This is a genomic window from Pseudomonas sp. PDM26, assembly GCF_019219185.1.
GTDB lineage: Bacteria > Pseudomonadota > Gammaproteobacteria > Pseudomonadales > Pseudomonadaceae > Aquipseudomonas.
The window spans coordinates 1-17,249 of sequence record NZ_JAHUWC010000019.1 but is presented as its reverse complement, the minus strand read 5'-3'; the positions used below and the strand labels follow the sequence as shown (position 1 = coordinate 17,249).

General features: G+C 58.9%; 15 protein-coding genes. 9 read left to right on the top strand and 6 right to left on the bottom strand.

The window, feature by feature from the left end; translation table 11 throughout:
• The first annotated feature begins 3 nt into the window (after positions 1–3).
• Positions 4–1,245 carry a molybdopterin-dependent oxidoreductase gene (locus KW849_RS28455; protein ID WP_218432833.1) on the top strand — a complete coding sequence of 414 codons (1,242 nt, stop codon included), beginning with the start codon at positions 4–6 and terminating at the stop codon, positions 1,243–1,245.
• A gap of 10 nt (positions 1,246–1,255) precedes the next feature.
• A complete protein-coding gene (locus tag KW849_RS28450) occupies positions 1,256–1,900 on the top strand; it encodes a c-type cytochrome (RefSeq protein WP_218432831.1) in 645 nt (214 codons plus the stop codon).
• A 418-nt stretch (positions 1,901–2,318) separates the two neighbouring features.
• Here the strand turns inward: KW849_RS28450 and KW849_RS28445 are convergent, their stop codons facing one another.
• From KW849_RS28445 to rsxC, 4 genes are all read right to left on the bottom strand, one after another.
• Positions 2,319–3,113: a glycosyltransferase family 2 protein gene (locus tag KW849_RS28445; protein WP_218432830.1), complete on the bottom strand. Its 795-nt coding sequence runs from the start codon at positions 3,111–3,113 to the stop codon at positions 2,319–2,321.
• Positions 3,114–3,368: 255 nt separating this feature from the next.
• On the bottom strand, positions 3,369–3,989 hold the full coding sequence (locus tag KW849_RS28440) for a dihydrofolate reductase family protein (RefSeq protein WP_218432828.1): 621 nt from the start codon (positions 3,987–3,989) through the stop codon (positions 3,369–3,371).
• 281 nt (positions 3,990–4,270) lie between these two features.
• Complete coding sequence (locus KW849_RS28435) at positions 4,271–5,245, bottom strand: RnfABCDGE type electron transport complex subunit D (RefSeq protein ID WP_108218098.1); 975 nt, start codon at positions 5,243–5,245, stop codon at positions 4,271–4,273.
• Positions 5,242–6,642: an electron transport complex subunit RsxC gene (rsxC, locus tag KW849_RS28430; protein ID WP_218432820.1), complete on the bottom strand. Its 1,401-nt coding sequence runs from the start codon at positions 6,640–6,642 to the stop codon at positions 5,242–5,244. Before rsxC ends, KW849_RS28435 begins: the two co-directional genes overlap by 4 nt.
• 208 nt (positions 6,643–6,850) lie before the next feature.
• Here rsxC and KW849_RS28425 point away from each other — a divergent pair, with 208 nt between their 5' ends.
• Entirely contained in the window at positions 6,851–7,864 is a 1,014-nt protein-coding gene (locus KW849_RS28425; protein ID WP_218432818.1) for an FAD:protein FMN transferase, read from the top strand.
• A 65-nt stretch (positions 7,865–7,929) separates the two neighbouring features.
• Here KW849_RS28425 and KW849_RS28420 read toward each other — a convergent pair whose 3' ends face one another.
• Complete coding sequence (locus tag KW849_RS28420) at positions 7,930–9,012, bottom strand: 2OG-Fe(II) oxygenase (protein WP_218432816.1); 1,083 nt, start codon at positions 9,010–9,012, stop codon at positions 7,930–7,932.
• Between the two features lie 453 nt (positions 9,013–9,465).
• Between KW849_RS28420 and KW849_RS28415 the strand changes: the two genes are divergently transcribed.
• The 3 genes from KW849_RS28415 (at position 9,466) to KW849_RS28405 (ending at position 11,975) form a co-directional block, all read left to right on the top strand.
• Entirely contained in the window at positions 9,466–9,627 is a 162-nt protein-coding gene (locus KW849_RS28415) for a DUF2986 domain-containing protein (protein WP_218432813.1), read from the top strand.
• Positions 9,628–9,843: 216 nt separating this feature from the next.
• Positions 9,844–10,506: an arylformamidase gene (gene kynB, locus KW849_RS28410; protein WP_218432811.1), complete on the top strand. Its 663-nt coding sequence runs from the start codon at positions 9,844–9,846 to the stop codon at positions 10,504–10,506.
• A gap of 455 nt (positions 10,507–10,961) precedes the next feature.
• The gene (locus KW849_RS28405; RefSeq protein WP_218432810.1) at positions 10,962–11,975 is read left to right on the top strand and encodes a helix-turn-helix domain-containing protein; all 1,014 of its coding nucleotides are present in this window, start codon (positions 10,962–10,964) and stop codon (positions 11,973–11,975) included.
• A 12-nt stretch (positions 11,976–11,987) separates the two neighbouring features.
• Here the strand turns inward: KW849_RS28405 and KW849_RS28400 are convergent, their stop codons facing one another.
• Positions 11,988–12,461 carry an Lrp/AsnC family transcriptional regulator gene (locus KW849_RS28400; protein ID WP_218432809.1) on the bottom strand — a complete coding sequence of 158 codons (474 nt, stop codon included), beginning with the start codon at positions 12,459–12,461 and terminating at the stop codon, positions 11,988–11,990.
• Positions 12,462–12,670: 209 nt separating this feature from the next.
• Between KW849_RS28400 and kynU the strand changes: the two genes are divergently transcribed.
• The 3 genes from kynU (at position 12,671) to KW849_RS28385 (ending at position 16,835) form a co-directional block, all read left to right on the top strand.
• Positions 12,671–13,921: a kynureninase gene (gene kynU / locus KW849_RS28395; RefSeq protein WP_218432808.1), complete on the top strand. Its 1,251-nt coding sequence runs from the start codon at positions 12,671–12,673 to the stop codon at positions 13,919–13,921.
• 102 nt (positions 13,922–14,023) lie between these two features.
• Positions 14,024–15,337, top strand: a complete 1,314-nt coding sequence (locus tag KW849_RS28390) for an OprD family porin (RefSeq protein ID WP_218432807.1) — start codon at positions 14,024–14,026, stop codon at positions 15,335–15,337.
• Between the two features lie 85 nt (positions 15,338–15,422).
• Positions 15,423–16,835 (top strand): amino acid permease, encoded by a 1,413-nt coding sequence (locus KW849_RS28385; protein WP_218432806.1) that lies wholly within the window; start codon positions 15,423–15,425, stop codon positions 16,833–16,835.
• Positions 16,836–17,249 lie beyond the last annotated feature (414 nt).

The following is a 17,249-nucleotide window of genomic DNA, read 5'->3' as shown; positions in this document are numbered from 1 at the left end:
AGAATGAAGTTCAGTTTTGTAGACAGCAGCCAGCCGAGCCGCCGGCGGGTTTTACGCGATGCTTTCACTCTGGCTGTGGCGGCCTCGCCGTTGGCAAGCCTCGCCAGGGCAGCCGACGAAAACGCCGAAGAAGTGACCTTTGCCGCTGGCCCGCGACCGCTGGTGCAATACCCGCAAAAACGCCCGTTGACCCTGGTGACTGCCCGTCCGCCGCATCTGGAGACGCCATTCCCCGTCTTCAACGAAGGGCCAATCACGCCCAATGACGCCTTTTTCGTGCGTTACCACCTGGCCGATTTCCCGACCAGCATCGATCCCGACAGCTACCGCCTGACGATCAAGGGCACGGTCGACACGCCGCTGTCACTGTCCCTCGCCGAGCTCAAGGCCCTCGCCAAACCGGTGGAAGTGGTGGCCGTCAATCAGTGTTCGGGTAACAGCCGTGGCTTCTCGATGCCGCGGGTGTTCGGCGCTCAGTTGGGTAATGGCTCGATGGGCAATGCGCGGTGGGTGGGGGTGCCGCTCAAGGCGGTATTGGAAAAGGCTGGTGTGAAAGCCAGTGCCGCGCAAGTGACCTTCCGTGGGCTCGATAAACCGGTGTTGCCGAGCACGCCGGAGTTCATCAAGGCGCTGGACATCAGCCATGCCATGGACGGCGAGCCGATGATTGCCTGGTCGATGAATGGCACCGACCTGCCATTTCTCAACGGTTACCCGATTCGTCTGGTGGTGCCGGGCTATTTCGGCACGTATTGGGTCAAGCACCTGAGTGAGATCGAGGTCATCGACCATACCTATGACGGTTTCTTCATGGCCAAGGCGTACCGGGTTCCGGATAACGATTGCTTCTGCATTGCCCCCGGCACCACGGCGGCGAAAACCCGGCCGATTTCCAAGCTGCCGGTGCGCAGTTTCATCACCAGCGTTAAACACGGCGATGTATTGCCGCTGAACAAAAGCGTGGCGCTCAAGGGCATTGCGTTCGACGGTGGCGTTGGGGTCAACAAGGTGGAGGTGTCGATCGACGGCGGAAAAAACTGGCGCGAAGCTGCGCTTGGGCAGGACCTTGGCCGTTTCTCCTTCCGTGAGTGGACACTGCCGATCAGCTTTACCAGCAAGGGCGCCACGCAGTTGATGGTGCGAGCCAGCAACAGTGCGGGCGAGACGCAGCCACTGCAAGCCGACTGGAACCCCGCTGGCTACCGCCGCCACGTCGTCGAAACCACCCACGTGACCGTCGCCTGAGGAGGACTGCATGAAACTTGTGAAACTCATGAGCGCCGTGCTGTGCGCGGCTCAGGTTGGTCTGGCCACCCTGGCTGGTGCCGCGCCACTGTCGATCACCTTGCCGCCCGAAACGGTGGCGCTCAAGCCCAGTACGTTGCCGGGCTACCCATTGGCGCAGCAGAAGTGTTCGATCTGCCATTCGGCCGATTACATCAACTTCCAGCCGCCCGGCATGAACCTGGCGCAATGGACTGCTGAAGCACGCAAGATGCAGCAGGTGTACGGTGCGCCGATCAGCGACCAGGAGGTGAATGTGATCGGCGCCTATCTGGCAGTGACCTACGGCAGTGCCAAGGCGAGCGATGCCGATGTTCAGGCGGCCTCGAACCCGCCGCCGGATCAGCCACCCACGGTGTCGGTAGCGAAAGTCGCCTCGGCCTTGCTCCAGGACAACGCCTGCCTGTCCTGTCACGCGGTCGACCGCAAGGTCGTCGGCCCGGCCTATCACGATGTGGCAGTCAAGTATGCCAATGACCCGCAGGCACTGGCCCGGGTAATGTCCAGCATTCAGCACGGCGGTAGCGGCAAGTGGGGGGAGGTGCCCATGCCACCGTTCGCGCAGTTGAGTTCGGACGACCTGAAGAGCCTGGCGACGTTCATCATGAAGCAGTGAATCAGCGTTAGCCTGATGCGAAAAAGCCCACTGAACCGACAACGGTCAGTGGGCTTTTTTTGGGTTCTTCACGGCATTCCGGGGGAACACATATAACGAAATATCTGTAGGGGCTGCCGAAGGTTCGGGCCGCGTTTGGACGATCTTTTGATTTTGCTTTTGCGATCTGGAAATTGCTGAAGATCAAGATCAAAAGATCGCAGCCTTCGGCAGCTCCTACAGAGGTCCGCTACAACCGTCATTTTGCGCGTGTACGCAAAACCCGTAGGAGCTGCCGAAGGCTGCGATCTTTTGACTTTCAATGCCTGCGCAACCACTCGATAAACAGCGCAAATGCTCGCGATGCACGCATAAAAAAGGTTCTTCACGGATTACCGGGAAGAACCTTTTTTTGGGGGCGCAGGTTTGTTCAAGGCATCTAGGTGTTGGCACTGAAGCGCTTGAGAATGTCCTGGTACATCTTGGTCCGTCGATGATCCTGGCCATAACCGCCAGCAGCGGCAACGGTGCCGGCCTGGACGTGGTCCAGGTACTTGAAGATTTTGCCGGGCGACAGAAACACGACCTTGTAGCCAAGCCCGATCACCCGGTCTTGCAGCTCATAACCGGGCACACGGTCGTCGATCTGAAAATGCAGACCCTTTTGCTTCATCAGCCTGCAATTCCATAACGTGCAAAAGCTTTTCAAGTAAGTTTCCCTGTAGGGTTTCGGCTCTTTTGAGCGCAGGCCCAAAGATAGCTTCAACCGTCGGAAATGGTGCTTGAACAGGCGTGAAGTGAAGCGCCACAGGGTCCTTGGCAGTCCGCGGTTGAGTTGTTCCGTGCAACCGACCGCTGCGACGTTTCGATCTTTTGTGCAGTGCTCCATCATCATCGAAAAGACGTTTGCATCGAAGACGAACGTGTCGGTATGCATCAGCAACAGATAGTCGGTATCAACCCTGGCCAGCGCCATGTCCAGCGCCTTGCCATGGGCGATGTGGCCCGGCTCTTTGGTGGGGGCATCCCGTTCGATCAGGTTGATCCAGTCGAGTGAGCGCAAATACTCGACGCTGGCGTCCGCCGAACCGTTATCCACCACCCAGACCGGGATTGCGGCTTTGCGTACAGGCTCACGCAACAGGTCCAGGCAGATCCTGGTCAAATCAAGGGTTTTGTAATTAACCAGAACGATGCTGAACGGTGGCTTGGTGTTTGTATCGACACTACCCATCTTCGAAATGCTCGACGACTTAAAAACGTCGAAGACTAACAGAGGCAACCTTAGCCCAGGCTTAATTTCGGTTCTTCACGCAATCCCGGGAAACTGTAGGAGCCAGCTTGCTGGCGATGGACTCAAGTACGCCGCGTTTATCCGGCTCACACGCGTTATCGTTATCGACCATCGCTGCGATGCGGCGACCCGACAAGTCGGATCGCCGCACCGCAGCTCCTACAAGGGAGCGTGCCCACGCTTTTTTCACCTGGGCTATTGTTCGAATGTGCCTGTGCGCACCCCGCCACTGCGGATGTAACGGGCGATCAGCACACCCCCGGGCGAGCTGAACGAGTTCAGCAAGGTGAAGGCCGACGCTTGTGCGTTGTCGTCGAACAAACGCTTGCCGCGCCCCAGCAGGATGGGATGAATCATCAGCCGCAACTCGTCCACCAGGCCGGCGGCAAGCAGTTGGCGCACCAGTTCGCCGCTGCCTTGGGTCAGTAGTTGAGGACCGTCCTGGCGCTTGAGCGCGCTGATCGCGTCGACCAGGTTGCCCTGCAGCGCATGACTGTTCTGCCAGGCCAGCGAATCGGCGCGATGGGTGGCCACGTGCTTGGGTACGCCGTTGAATAGATCAGCAATGGTGTGGTGGGCGGAGTTGGCCTGAATGTGGGGCCAGTAGGCGGCGAAGATGTCGTAGGTACGACGTCCCAGCAGCAACTCGAACGGCTGGGAGAACAGGTCCTGTACGGCCTGACCGGTGGTTTTGTCGGCGTAGGGGACGATCCAGCCACCGAAGTGGAATCCGCCACTGGTGTCCTCCTCGGGCCCGCCGGGCGCTTGCATGACGCCGTCCAGACTCACGAACGCGGCAACGGTAAGTGTGCGCATGTTCTTCTCCTGATTCATCCGGGTGAAAGAGTTCAGGCAGGGAAGTCTGCGATCCCTTGAGACCATTGCCTGAAAGATAGTCGAACCGGACGCTGTGAAATCGACAACAGGCTGCGCGTTTTTTATTTCTCGTGGGAATGATCCGTTGCGATAAACCCCTGTTTTCCAGTGGCCGCTGGTGGACGCACGACGTAATGCGGTAGCCGGTCAACTGCTACCGCATCAGTGGGCGCGAATCCAACCACGCAAGGTGTGTCGGGTACCCGCCGAAGAGGCGCGGGCTACCCGCTGCACAGGCTCTCAGTGCCAGGTGTCCGTGTGTACCAGGGGCGCTGTAGGCGCAGCACCAACTGGTCGATCTGCGGTACCAGCAGATTGGCGGCCAGCACGGCGAAGCACAGACCATCGGCATAAAGCCCGAATTCGCGAATCAATTCAGTCACCGCTCCAATGGCCACGCCGAAGAGGATGCGACCGGCGCGTGTATCGGGACTGGTGACCGGATCGGTGGCGATGAAGAAGGCCGTGAAGAGATAGCCACCGAGACTGAGGTTGTACAGGCTTTCCTGTAGGTTATGACCGGCTGCCAGGCACAGCAATACTGTGCTCGCGAGCATCGCCAGCGAAATCTCGATTCGGATCACCCGCAGGACTGCCAGCATCAAACCGCCGGCAATGTAGCCGTACCCCGACAGATTGGGTGTGATCAGTGTGAACTGGTTCTTGGCCAACTGAGTGGCGCCGGCGAACGCATCGAGGTTAAGGCGTGGCGCCAGCTGCAACTGTTGTAGCAGAACCGCCTTGGCGTCCAGGGCGAGAGTCCAGGGGGCATAGTTCGAAGGCGCAGGGTACAGTTGCTGGTAGAAGCAGATAGCGATGATCCCCAGGCCAACCATGGCGGGGTTGAGGCGGTTGCGACCCAGGCCCCCACTGCCGTGTTTACACAGTGCGAGCGCGGCAAAGCTGGCCACGGCGATCATCCACAGCGGCACCAGCAGCGGCAATGCCCGAGCCAGTATCAGGCCTAGCACCAGCCAACTCAGGTCGCTCAAACCCTCGCGGACATTACGTCCGCGCAGGCGCAGCAGGCCGGCTTCGAAGCCCAGGGCGAGCAGCACGCACCAGAAAGTCTGCAACCAGACCACGATGCCAAATTGCCAGGCGTACAGGGCGGTGCCCGGCAGGAGACACAGGCTGACCAGCAGCATTATTGTGCGCAGTTGTCGGTGCGCGGTAGAACGGAATATCAGGCTCATGCACGTAGCTCCGTCTTGCTCTGGCGGAAACGTTCGCGCAGCGGCAGATTGCTCGGGCAGGTGCTGCTGCAGCTGCCGCATTCGATACAGGCATCCAATCGCAGTTCCTGCAGGCTGGCCTTGTCAAGGCGTTCGGCCGCAGCGTAGAGATCCAGCGGCCTGAGCGACATCGGGCAGACATCCACGCAGCGCGTACAGCGAATGCAACTGCTTGCGGGCTGAGGTGCCGGCAAGTAGCGCTCGGCGCCGAATATCAGGCAACTACTGGTCTTGCTGATGACGGCAGTGGGGTCCGGTAACGGCTGTCCCATCATCGGCCCGCCGACCTGGGTCAACTGGCCTTCGGGGGCTGCGCCAGCAAGTGCGCGCAGTGCGCTGACCGGGTAACCCACCGGCACCAGGACATTCCCGGGGCGCTTGCAGTCCCCGGTCAGCGTCAGCACGCGTCTTACCAGTGGCTCGCCGTGGAAGACGGCCCGGCCCAGTGCGTAGAGCGTCGCGACATTCAGCGCCAGTACGCCGATATCGGCGGGCAGGGTCCCTGGCGCCAGGTTGCGGCCACTAAGGGCCTTGATCATCAACGGCTGCCCTCCTGCCGGGTAACGCGCCGGTAGCGGCCATATCTCGACCCGGGTGCGCGCCTGACGAGCGGCGGCGCGTAACGCGGTAATCGCCTCAGGTTTGTTGGTTTCGATACCGAAGCGGGTCAGTGTTATTCCCATCAGGGTGGCGACATAGTCGGCGTACTCGATCAGCGCCTCGGCGCGTTCGCGCATGAGACGGTCATCGCAGGTAAGGAAGGGCTCGCATTCGGCACCGTTGATCAGCAGAAGATCGGGCTGCCGGGCGCCGGCCAGCTTGAGGGCCGTCGGGAAACCCGCCCCGCCAAGACCGACTATGCCCATCTGCAATGCTCGTTCGACCAGCGCCTCGGGCGTTTGCGGCAGCCCCGGCACCGGGCGTTCGATCCACTCATCCAGACCATCTGCATTCAGAATGACGGCCATGACCGGCTCGGCCGAGTCGGCCGCGAAGGCGAGATCAATCCGTTCCACGATGCCGGAGGTGCTGGCATGCACCCAAGGGGTGTTGTCATCGCCAATACCGATCACCTCGCCCTTGCGCACATGCTGTCCCGGCTGCACGCAAGGCTGGACGGACCGGCGACCGCGCTCGAGCGGAATCGCCAGCTGTATGTTTGCAATCGGGACCGAGGCAACCGGCATGGCGTTGGATAATTCTTTGTAGCCCCTGAGCTCGATCCCTCCGTGCCAACTAAGCTGTGAGGGTGAGGCGATGGCCAGCAGGTTGCGCCAGAAGGGTTTCTGTTGCGGCTGGCGCTGGGCGCGGACGCGGCTCTGCATGCGCTCGACGCTCTGCAACGAATGGTTAGACATTTTCTGTCCTCCAATTTTTGGGCAAAAAACACCCCTATGCGCTAATGCATATGATGGTTTTTTTGCTTCCAGGACGTTGAGCGAAAAGGGAGGGGGACAATTGATCACCCCGCAACTCAGAGTGCCGAGTAGAGGTTTTGTTCATTTTTTGATCAGACCTGCTGATGAGCGGTAGTCATCCCACGCGGGATCACAGAGGTGTTGATTGATGCGCGTAAGCCTGCTGGTGATGCTGTTGACGTTGCTGTATGGCTGTGGCGAACGGATCGAGCGCATTTCCGGACCCACCATGGGGAGCACTTATTCGATCCAGTACGTACCCGCCGCGCAGACGCCCGACTCGCAGCGAGTAAAGGCCGAAGTCGAGACGATACTGGCGGCGCTCGACCAGCAGTTTTCCAACTGGCGTAGCGACTCCGTGGTTTCCCGCTTCAACGATCTACCGGCCGGCGCCTGTCAGGCGTTGCCGGAAGATATGCAGCGCTTGCTGGCGTACGGTGAGTTTCTGTTCCGCGAGAGTGGCGGGGCTTTCGACCTGACGGTGCAGCCATTGATGAACCTCTGGGGATTCGGTCCGCAGTCACGGGGGGAGCGCTTGCCGGATGCTGGCGCGCTGGCACGGGAGCGGGCACGGGTAGGGCATCAGCACTTGCACCTGGATGGCGAAAAGCTGTGCAAGGATGTGGCGGCGCAACTGGATTTTGACAGCATTGTCGCCGGCTATGCGGTGGATCAGGTCGGCGATAGGCTTTCGGCCCTGGGCATCCAGGCCTATCTGGTCGAGATCACCGGCGAACTCAAGGCGGTCGGCCGCAAGCCGGATGGCTCGCCCTGGCGCATCGCCCTGGAGGTGCCGAGCGGCGCAAGCGAGCGGCAAGTGGAGCGCACCATTGCACTGGACGGCTACAGCGTTTCCACCTCTGGCGATTATCGCAACTATTTCGAGGAAGGTGGCCAGCTCTATTCGCACACCTTCGATCCACGTGTCGGCAGGCCGGTGAAGCACGCGCTGGCGGCAGTGACGGTGGTCGACCCTTTAGGGCTGCATGCCGATGGCTTGTCTACGCTGTTGATGGTGCTCGGCCCGGAGGAAGGTTATGCCTTCGCCGAGCGGCATGACCTCGCTGCCTATTTCATCATGCGCCAGGGGCAGGGTTTCGTTGCCCGGGCGACGCCGCGATTCGAGTCGTTGTTTCCCGAGCAGGGCAAGACGAAGCAGTAGTTGAAGGAAGCCTTGCCTACCGGTCGACCAAGCGCTAATGACAGCTGAGTTGTGTTGCACACGAGTCAGCGTCCAATAAATGGAAGATTCTCTTCTCGAATGACGCGAGCAGCATCATCGTATAGAAACGGGAGAAACATATAGCGGCGACCTTGGGTTACAGGCGTGGCTTCGTGCAAAAGTGAACACGAAAACACCACGGCCCCTCCTGTTGGAGCGCTGTAAAGCACTTTTCCAAACTCTGGAAAATGCAGAAAACCGCCTTCGTACTCTCCCGAATTAAGAAACAGGGAAACTGCAAAACGGCGATGCGCTGTACCCTTGGTGGTGTTGTCCCTATGGGGCCGGAAGTGCCCGCCTTCGTCGCTGTTGTAGCAGGCCACCAGATAGCGCTCCATTCGAGTGGCATTGAACTGGAACGCTTTGTGTAGCTCTGGAAGCAAACGGTTGGCTATACGCAGCGAGCATGCCTTGGATAGAACCTTGTCTTCGATAACGCAGTCACGACGTTGCTTGTGACCATGGTCGGTGACCTGGACGGTTTTACCCGACTGCTCCGTCATAAATCCGGATTCCTCCCCGCCACGTTCGTCGTAATAACGGATGAGTGCTTTACACAGCCTGGGCTCAAATATACGGGGAAGCACCAGGACGGGGGCGTGTGGGGTGGCAGCATGTGGCGCAGCCAGTGCGGGTAATCTATCCAGAAAGCGCATTAACGAGGGTATATGGTTATCGACCGGTGCCTCTATCGGGACGATGGCCAGGACACGCAGCGCAGGATCGAGCACATAGGTCATTTGTCTGAGGCTGCCGTCTGGCTGCAATGTACCGTAGAGCTGGCTGACTGACCGATCGAAGTCCCAGATGAAGCGCATGCCAGGTATCGCACTTTCTACCCGCTTGAGCTTTTCGTCCTCGGGATCTACGGAAACACCAAAGAAGCTGATGTGATCGTCATTGAACCGCTGGCGATGGGCCCGAGCACCTTCCAGAACTTTAATTGATGCAGGATCAGCCGCGGAACCAAAAAAACAAAGCACGACATACCGACCGGCAATAGTGTCGAAACAAAAGCGCTCTCTTTGTTGAGTGCGGCAATGGAACCAAGGGGCAGGTCCACCGATTGAAAAGGCTGTGGCGCGCATCACAACTCCTTGCCGACAGGCAGTGGATCGCTATTGTGGTCCTCTGTAGGAGCGAGCTTGCTCGCGATGGACTCAAGAGCGCCGCGTATAACCAGTAAATACGCGTTATCGTTAACGACCATCGTCGGAACGCCGCCCGGAGCAAGCTCGCTCCTACAGTTTCCTCAACTGAACAGCATTACGCGTACAAATGGGCTTACGCACCGCTCACTGCGATGCCGGTGCAGGAAGAACTCCAGGCACTCGAAGCCTGCAGGTAAAACTAGTTCAGTCTTGTTGAAGCTGCCCAGATCGCGATTGCCCGGCTGCCTGAGCAAACGCTGGCAGATTTCATGTAGCAACGCAGGCTTTAAAGCCGCGCATGCGTTTTCACGCAGTCTGGATCTGAACAGGGAACTGGCCAGGCACTTTAAGCTGATATCATTCAGGCACTTGCAAAAGGAGCAGGAAAATATGAATCGTCGTAAAAAAATAAATCAGTTGTTAAAGGCTAACGCCAAAAAGGCCAGTGCCAAATTGGCACCGAAAAGCAAGTCAAAATACATCAGTAAAGCGGACCGATTGAAACTGGCCGCTGAGTCCAGTCAGGACTCCAGCCCCTGCGCTGAGAGCTGATCCCTATCGTCGTTCGCCACAAGAAGGGCGGGTATGGCGTTTGAGAGAGCCCTGAACCGAACTTTGTGAAAACGACACGCGTTGAAATTTCCTGCCGCAATCGCGATCCTCCGCGGCGCTTTGTGCGAAAACCCGCACGGTTACCCAAGGTTTTTGCACGAATCTTCACCGCTGTCGCTCGTATCATTTCACTCGGAAAATCCGGTGAGCATTGCGATGACAAAAATCACAACGTTGTGGGACATCAGTCCACCCTTGAGTACCGAAACGCCGACCTGGCCGGGGGACACGCCGTTCCAGGAGGAGCGCGTCTGGACCTACGGTCCCGAGTGTCCGGTGAATGTCGCACGCATCACCCTGTCGCCGCATACCGGCGCCCACGTCGATGCACCGCTGCATTACAGCGCTGATGGCGCGCCAATTGGCGATGTGGCGTTGGACGTCTATATCGGGCCTTGCCGCGTGTTGCATTGTCTGGACAGCGGCGAACTGGTGCTGCCCGGGCAACTGCAAGGACGTTTGCGCGACGTGCCCGAGCGCGTGCTGCTGCGCACCTATCGACAAGCGCCGCTGACAGCCTGGGATTCAGGGTTCACGGCCGTTGCCAGGGAAACCATCGACTTGCTGGCGAGCCTGGGTGTGCGGTTGATTGGCATCGATACGCCGTCACTGGACCCCCAGCAATCCAGGACCATGGATTCACACGGTGCCGTGGCCCGCCATCACATGGCGATTCTTGAAGGCATCGTGCTGGACGATGTCCCGGAAGGCGATTATGAATTGATCGCCTTGCCGCTGCGCTTTGCTCATCTGGACGCCAGTCCGGTCAGGGCGATTCTGCGGCCGCTGAGTACGTCGCATCGCAGCGATGGTCGATAACGATAACGCGTGTGAACCGGATAAACGCGGCGTACTTGAGTCCATCGCCAGCAAGCTGGCTCCTACAGTTTCCCGGGATTGCGTGAAGAGCCTTTTTTATTGGGCTAATTGGTGCGCTCATTAGAGGAGCGGGGCGGGTGGCGGTCTACCCGATAAGTTGGCGAAGGCAGTCCGTAAAATTGGGGGCAGGTAACAGTGGGGTGGGCAGCGATGACACAAATCCCGCACCAGGTGATAAACAGCTGCACCTGATTGCGCCAATCGGATAATGTTTTGCGCTACATCAAGTGCTGGTCGAGTGCTTTTGTGGCTTTGTCAGCCATGCCTTATCCGCTTGGTTGCCGATCACTATCCGTTAAGTGGGCGCCGACGATTCATGGCGTGGAAGTTGCTCCTTTCCAGACTGGTACGCGCCGTCAGAGCGCGCCGAAAATATTGCCTGTGAGTGCACCGTGATGAGCAGCAAAGTGGATCCGCAGTTTCGCGACATTCGTGTCGACAGCGATGACCTCGAGGCCGCCAGAAGCTGGATGTCCGGTATCTGCGGGCCCCATCGACTGGTGAGCGCGACCCCCGAACGGATTCGCTTTCATCACAACGCCAACATGTTCAAATCGATGGCCACCACCCTGGGCACTATCGAATACGGCACCGACGTCACCATCGATATCGAAGACGCCGAGCACTTCAGCAGCTACAGCCTGAGCTTGCCGCTGGTGGGCCAACAGGAGCTGAGCAAGGACGGCAGCGTGCTCAGGTCCGACTGCGATCAAGGGGTCATCGTGTCGCCCAATGAAAACCAGCTGCTGGCGATCTCCGGTGACTGTCGCAAGGTTCAGGTGGTGATTACGCGTATCGCGATGAGCGAAGCGCTGGAGGGGATGTTGCAACGGCCTCTGGACGCGCCGCTGCGATTCGAGCCGGTGATGGATGCGATCGATGGCGCATCGGCGTCGTGGTGGCGCATGGCGCGTTATTTCATCGACGAGCTTGCGCGCAGCAGCGAACTCTTCGAACAAGTGGCCTTCACCCGGGACATTGAAAGCTCGCTGATCAAGGGCCTGATCCTGGCCCAGCCCAACAACTATTCGCAGGCGCTGCGGGATGTGCTGGGCGTGAAGTTGCCGCATTACCTGATCAGGGCTCGACAGTACATCCACGACAACGCCCGCGAAGCGTTGCACCTGGAGGACATCGAGGCCGCTGCCGGCGTTTCGCGCTTCAAGTTGTTCGATGCGTTCAAGAAGTACTTCGCCATGTCGCCGATGGTCTACCTGAAAAAGTACCGCTTGAACGCCGTGCGCCAGGAGATGCTTGAGCACGGTTCGGCACGCAATATTTCCGCGATCGCGATGGGCTGGGGGTTCATGCACCTGGGGCGTTTTTCCACCGAGTACCGCAAGTTGTTCGACGAAACCCCGAGCATGACGTTGCAGCGCAACGAAGCCCGGCGCCTGCACGGGCATTGAAGGTCGGCGTCCTTACTTGCGTACCACCAGATCCAGCAATTGCTGGCGCTCCTTGATTTTTTGCAGGACGATTTCCGAACGTATATCGGTGACGCCGGCGGTCCGGTTGAGGTGGTTGACGATGAAATCCGAGAAGTGTTTGAGGTTGCGGGCCTGGACCCGCAACACATAGTTGCTTGCCCCGGTAACGACATACGCGGTGACCACCTCCGGCCACTGCTGAACCTTCTTGATGAAGGTCTCGTGCCAGTCCTCGACGTCCTGTCGCAGCGACACATGAACGATGGCTTCCAGTTCAATGCCCAGCCGCTCGGCATTCAGCACCGCGCGATAGCCGGTGATGATTCCTTCGCTTTCCAGCAGGCGCAAACGACGCAGGCAAGCCGACGGTGACAAGGCGACTTTCTCTGCCAATTCCTGATTGCTGATACGGCCATCCTGTTGCAATTGATGCAGGATTCGCAGGTCTGTCGAGTCAAGATTCATGGTTTGAATAAATCCGCGTTTATTGGGGGTTGATTCGAATATTCTGCGAAATAACTACTACATGACCAGTTACTTTGCACGAAAATTCTTCAAAGGTTCGTTCATTATCTCTCCACCGAAAGGCAAGTGAAGCGCCTTGAATCAGGGCGCAGGAACCGGCTGGTGCAACCTGCCCGGATGGCGTCGCATAACAAAAAACAGGACACCCGATGACGACAAGAAACAGTTGCCTGGCGCTTGATGCCCAGGACGCGCTGGCGCCCCTGCGCCGGCAGTTTGCGCTCCCCGAGGGCGTTATTTATCTCGATGGCAATTCCTTGGGTGCGCGGCCGGTCGCTGCTTTGGCCCGGGCGCAAGCGGTGGTTGCCGAGGAGTGGGGCAATGGCTTGATCCGCAGCTGGAACAGCGCAGGCTGGCGCGAGCTGTCCGAGCGTCTGGGCAACCGTTTGGCGGGCTTGATCGGTGCGGGGGAGGGTGAAGTCGTGGTGACCGATACCACCTCGATCAACCTGTTCAAAGTGCTGAGCGCCGCTTTGCGCGTACAGGCCACCAGGTCGCCGCAGCGACGGGTGATCGTCAGCGAATCGAGCAATTTCCCCACCGACCTGTACATCGCCGAAGGCCTCGCGCAGATGCTGCAACAGGGTTACACCCTGCGCCTGGTGGACAGTCCTGAAGCGTTGCCGCAAGCGATTGACCAGGACACGGCGGTGGTCATGCTCACCCATGTCAATTACAAGACCGGCTACATGCACGACATGCAGGCCCTGACCGCGCTGAGCCACGAATGTGGCGCGCTGGCGATCTGGGACCTGGCCCATTCCGCCGGCGCGGTGCCGGTCGACCTGCATCAGGCGGGTGCCGACTACGCCATCGGCTGCACCTACAAGTACCTCAATGGCGGGCCGGGTTCGCAGGCCTTTGTCTGGGTTTCGCCACAGTTGTGCGATCTGGTGCCGCAGCCGTTGTCCGGCTGGTTCGGCCATTCGCGGCAATTCGCCATGGAGTCGCATTACCAGCCGAGCAGCGGCATCGCGCGCTACCTGTGCGGTACCCAGCCGATTACCTCTTTGGCGATGGTCGAGTGCGGCCTGGACGTGTTCGCCCAGACCGACATGGCCAGCTTGCGCCGCAAATCCCTGGCCCTGACCGACCTGTTCATCGAATTGGTCGAGCAGCGTTGCGCGGCTCACGAACTGAAGTTGATCACACCCCGTGAGCACGCCAGACGTGGCAGCCACGTCAGCTTCGAACACCCGGAAGGTTATGCGGTGATCCAGGCCCTGATCGAGCGAGGCGTGATTGGTGATTACCGCGAGCCACGCATCATGCGTTTCGGTTTCACCCCGCTGTACACGACCTTCACCGAAGTCTGGGATGCGGTGCAGATCCTCGGCGAGATCCTCGACCGGAACACCTGGTCGCAAGCGCAATTCCAGGTTCGCCACAGCGTGACCTGAACCCTGCGGCGTCCTTGTCCTGCTGCGGGAGTTTCCCAGCGGCAGGGCTTCGGCTGCCGGCAATAACCAGTTCTGCAATCACAATAATAAGGAGCACGCAGAATGAAACTGTCCCTCTGGCCTGCCTTGCCGCTCGCCATCTCCAGTTGCCTTGGCCAAATGGCCTGTGCCGCCTCTGACAACGGATTTGTCGAAGACAGCAGCCTGACCCTGACCAACCGTAACTTTTATTTCTACCGCAACAACCTCAACAACCCGGGCGGTCAGAACTATCGGGACGAGTGGGCCCACGGGGTCATGCTCGATTACCGCTCCGGCTACACCCAGGGAACGCTGGGATTCGGGGTCGATGCCTATGCGCAGTTGGGCATCAAGCTCGATAGTGGCAAAGGTCGCACGGGCACGGGTCTGCTGCCGGTCGATGCCGATGGTCGTCCCGAGGATGAGTATTCCGAAGCGGGCGGTGCGCTGAAGGCGCGAATTTCGCAGACCGAACTCAAGTACGGCAACCTGACACCGCTCAACCCGGTGTTCGGCACTGGCAATGCGCGTCTGTTCACCAACAGTGCCACCGGCTTTCAACTGACCAGCAATGAACTCAAGGCATTGCAACTGGACATCGGTCACTTCACCGCCGGCAACGACAGCAATTCGACCAATGCCAATGGCGCGCTCAAAGCGCTGTACGCCGGCGTGGAAACCCGCAGCGTCGATTATCTGGGCGGCAGTTATGCCCTGAGCGATCAACTGAGTGTCAGCCTGTACGGTTCGCAGTTCACCGACATCTGGCGCCAGTACTACGCCAATACCAACTACACCTTTGCCCTTGGCGAAGGCCAGTCGCTGAACCTGGACTTCAATCTCTATCGCACCAACGACAACGGCCAGAGCCTGGCCGGCAAGATCGACAACACCACCTGGTCGCTGTCCACCGCGTACAAATTCGGTGCCCATCGGTTGACCCTGGCGTACCAGCGGGTCGATGGCGACGAGCCGTTCGATTACCTGGGCTTCGACCAGCAGCCAGGCACGTCGATCTTCCTCGCCAACTCGATTCAGGTTCTCGATTTCAACGCCCCCAACGAACGCTCCTGGCAACTGCGTTATGACCTGGACATGGCACCTTTCGGCGTGCCGGGCCTGAGCTTCATGTCGCGTTACGTCAGTGGCGACCACATCGATGACAGCCATTACGACGGCGGACCCAATGGCGCCTATGGACGTTACGGCGATGACGGCAAGCGCTGGGAGCGTGACATCGAGGCGCGCTATGTCGTGCAGTCGGGCAAGGCCAGGGATCTTTCAATACGCGTGCGTCAGGCCAGTGTGCGTTCCACTGCGCAGGTCGCCCGTGCCGACACCACGGACAACAACGAAGTCCGGGTGATCATCGAATATCCGCTGAGTATTTTCTGATCCGTGTCCTGCTGTGCGTGGCTGATCCCCACCGTTAAACCTACGACGTGCTCTTCAAGAAAGACAAAATCCAGAGGACATAAAAATGACCGATAACTGCGGTTTCGAAACGATATCCAACCGTGAACACGGCCTGCGGCGTCAGCTGACGTCGGGGCAGATGAGCATGATCGCCATTGGCGGTGCAATCGGCACCGGGCTGTTCATGGGCAGCGCCTATGCCATCGGGTATGCCGGGCCGAGTGTATTGCTCAGCTATGCCATCGGCGCAATCATCACCTTGCTGCTGATGGGTTGCCTGGCGGAAATGACTGTGGCCCATTCGACCTCGGGTTCGTTCGGTGCCTACGCCGAATTTTATGTCAGCCCGCTGGCCGGGTTCCTGGTGCGCTATGCCTACTGGGCGGCGATCGTGCTCGCGGTCGGCACGGAAGTGACGGCGGTGGCGATGTATATGAAGTACTGGTTCGCCAACGTGCCGGAGTGGGTATGGATCGTCTCGTTCTCCAGCGTGCTGATCGTGCTCAATGCCATCAGCGTGAAGACTTTCGGCACCTTCGAGTACTGGTTCTCGACCATCAAGATCGGCGCGATTGTCGGCTTCATCATCCTGGCAGTGTATGTGGTGTTCGGTTCCGGCAATCCGGAGTACGGCGTGCACAATTACACCGCTCACGGCGGCTTCTTCCCCAATGGCCTGCAAGGGATGTGGATCGCGGTGATCGTGTCGATCTTCAGCTACCTGAGCGTGGAGATGATCGCGGTGGCCGCCGGTGAGGCAAAAGACCCGGAGCAGGCGGTGAAGAAAGCCTTTCGCGGGACTATCGTGCGCCTGGTGGTGTTCTACCTGCTGACCCTGGCGTTGATGCTGGCGATCGTGCCCTGGGTCCAGGCAGGCAATGCCCAGAGTCCGTTCGTCACGGTGATGCAAGCCATCGGCATTCCCGGCGCCACCGGCGTGATGAATTTCGTGATCCTGATTGCCGCGTTGTCGGCGATGAACAGCCAGTTGTACATCACCACGCGCATGATGTTCAGCCTGTCCCGTGCCGGCTACGCGCCAAAATCCATGGGTGCGTTGAGCAAGACCGGGATTCCGTTGAACGCGCTGTTGCTTTCGAGTTCGGGGATCGCCCTGGCGACCTTGCTCAACATCCTGTACCCGGAAAGTTCGTTCACCCTGATGATGGCGATCTCGATGTTCGGCGCGATCTTTACCTGGTTCATGATCTTCCTCACGCACTACTGTTTCCGTCGTTTTCACGAACGCAATGGCAACCGCAAACTGTCGTTCCGCATGCGTCTGTTTCCCTACAGCACATTGCTGGGGCTGGTGCTGATGGGGGCGGTGATGATCACGACCTATTTCACTGAGGCCTTCAAGATGACCCTGGTGTTCGGTGTGCCGTTCCTGCTGGTGCTGTCGATTGTCTACGGTATTTTCTTCAGGAAACCCAGGGCGGTCACGCGTCAAGAGCGAAAAATACTGGCCCCATAAAAAATGGTTCTTCACGGAATTCCGGGGAACACATATAACGAAATATCTGTAGGGGCTGCCGCAGGCTCGGGCCGCGTTCGGACGATCTTTTTGATCTTGATCAACAATCTCCAGATCGCAAAAGCAAGATCAAAAGATCGCAGCCTGCGGCAGCTCCTACATGGGTCCGCTACAACCGTCATTTTGCGCGTGTACGCAAAACCCGTAGGAGCTGCCGCAGGCTGCGATCTTTTGACTTTCAATGCCTGCGCAACCACTCGATAAACAGCGCAAATGCTCGCGATGCACGCATAAAAATCTATGGTCACCCCCATTTTTGCAATACTGATTAATGGGTGAAGTGGTTGGCTTGCTTAAATCTATCCGGCGTCTATCTGGGGCATGCCCCGCGCCACGATGAGAGTCGCGCCTGAC

What these genes read in the sequence shown, in the direction of transcription:
- kynB (WP_218432811.1), top strand. Translation starts at nt 9,844, where the DNA reads ATGACAAAAATCACAACGTTGTGGGACATCAGTCCACCCTTGAGTACC.
- KW849_RS28425 (WP_218432818.1), top strand. Translation starts at nt 6,851, where the DNA reads ATGCGCGTAAGCCTGCTGGTGATGCTGTTGACGTTGCTGTATGGCTGT.
- KW849_RS28405 (WP_218432810.1), top strand. Translation starts at nt 10,962, where the DNA reads ATGAGCAGCAAAGTGGATCCGCAGTTTCGCGACATTCGTGTCGACAGC.
- KW849_RS28385 (WP_218432806.1), top strand. Translation starts at nt 15,423, where the DNA reads ATGACCGATAACTGCGGTTTCGAAACGATATCCAACCGTGAACACGGC.
- kynU (WP_218432808.1), top strand. Translation starts at nt 12,671, where the DNA reads ATGACGACAAGAAACAGTTGCCTGGCGCTTGATGCCCAGGACGCGCTG.
- KW849_RS28390 (WP_218432807.1), top strand. Translation starts at nt 14,024, where the DNA reads ATGAAACTGTCCCTCTGGCCTGCCTTGCCGCTCGCCATCTCCAGTTGC.
- KW849_RS28445 (WP_218432830.1), bottom strand. Translation starts at nt 3,113, where the DNA reads ATGGGTAGTGTCGATACAAACACCAAGCCACCGTTCAGCATCGTTCTG.
- KW849_RS28420 (WP_218432816.1), bottom strand. Translation starts at nt 9,012, where the DNA reads ATGCGCGCCACAGCCTTTTCAATCGGTGGACCTGCCCCTTGGTTCCAT.
- KW849_RS28440 (WP_218432828.1), bottom strand. Translation starts at nt 3,989, where the DNA reads ATGCGCACACTTACCGTTGCCGCGTTCGTGAGTCTGGACGGCGTCATG.
- KW849_RS28415 (WP_218432813.1), top strand. Translation starts at nt 9,466, where the DNA reads ATGAATCGTCGTAAAAAAATAAATCAGTTGTTAAAGGCTAACGCCAAA.
- KW849_RS28435 (WP_108218098.1), bottom strand. Translation starts at nt 5,245, where the DNA reads ATGAGCCTGATATTCCGTTCTACCGCGCACCGACAACTGCGCACAATA.
- rsxC (WP_218432820.1), bottom strand. Translation starts at nt 6,642, where the DNA reads ATGTCTAACCATTCGTTGCAGAGCGTCGAGCGCATGCAGAGCCGCGTC.
- KW849_RS28450 (WP_218432831.1), top strand. Translation starts at nt 1,256, where the DNA reads ATGAAACTTGTGAAACTCATGAGCGCCGTGCTGTGCGCGGCTCAGGTT.
- KW849_RS28455 (WP_218432833.1), top strand. Translation starts at nt 4, where the DNA reads ATGAAGTTCAGTTTTGTAGACAGCAGCCAGCCGAGCCGCCGGCGGGTT.
- KW849_RS28400 (WP_218432809.1), bottom strand. Translation starts at nt 12,461, where the DNA reads ATGAATCTTGACTCGACAGACCTGCGAATCCTGCATCAATTGCAACAG.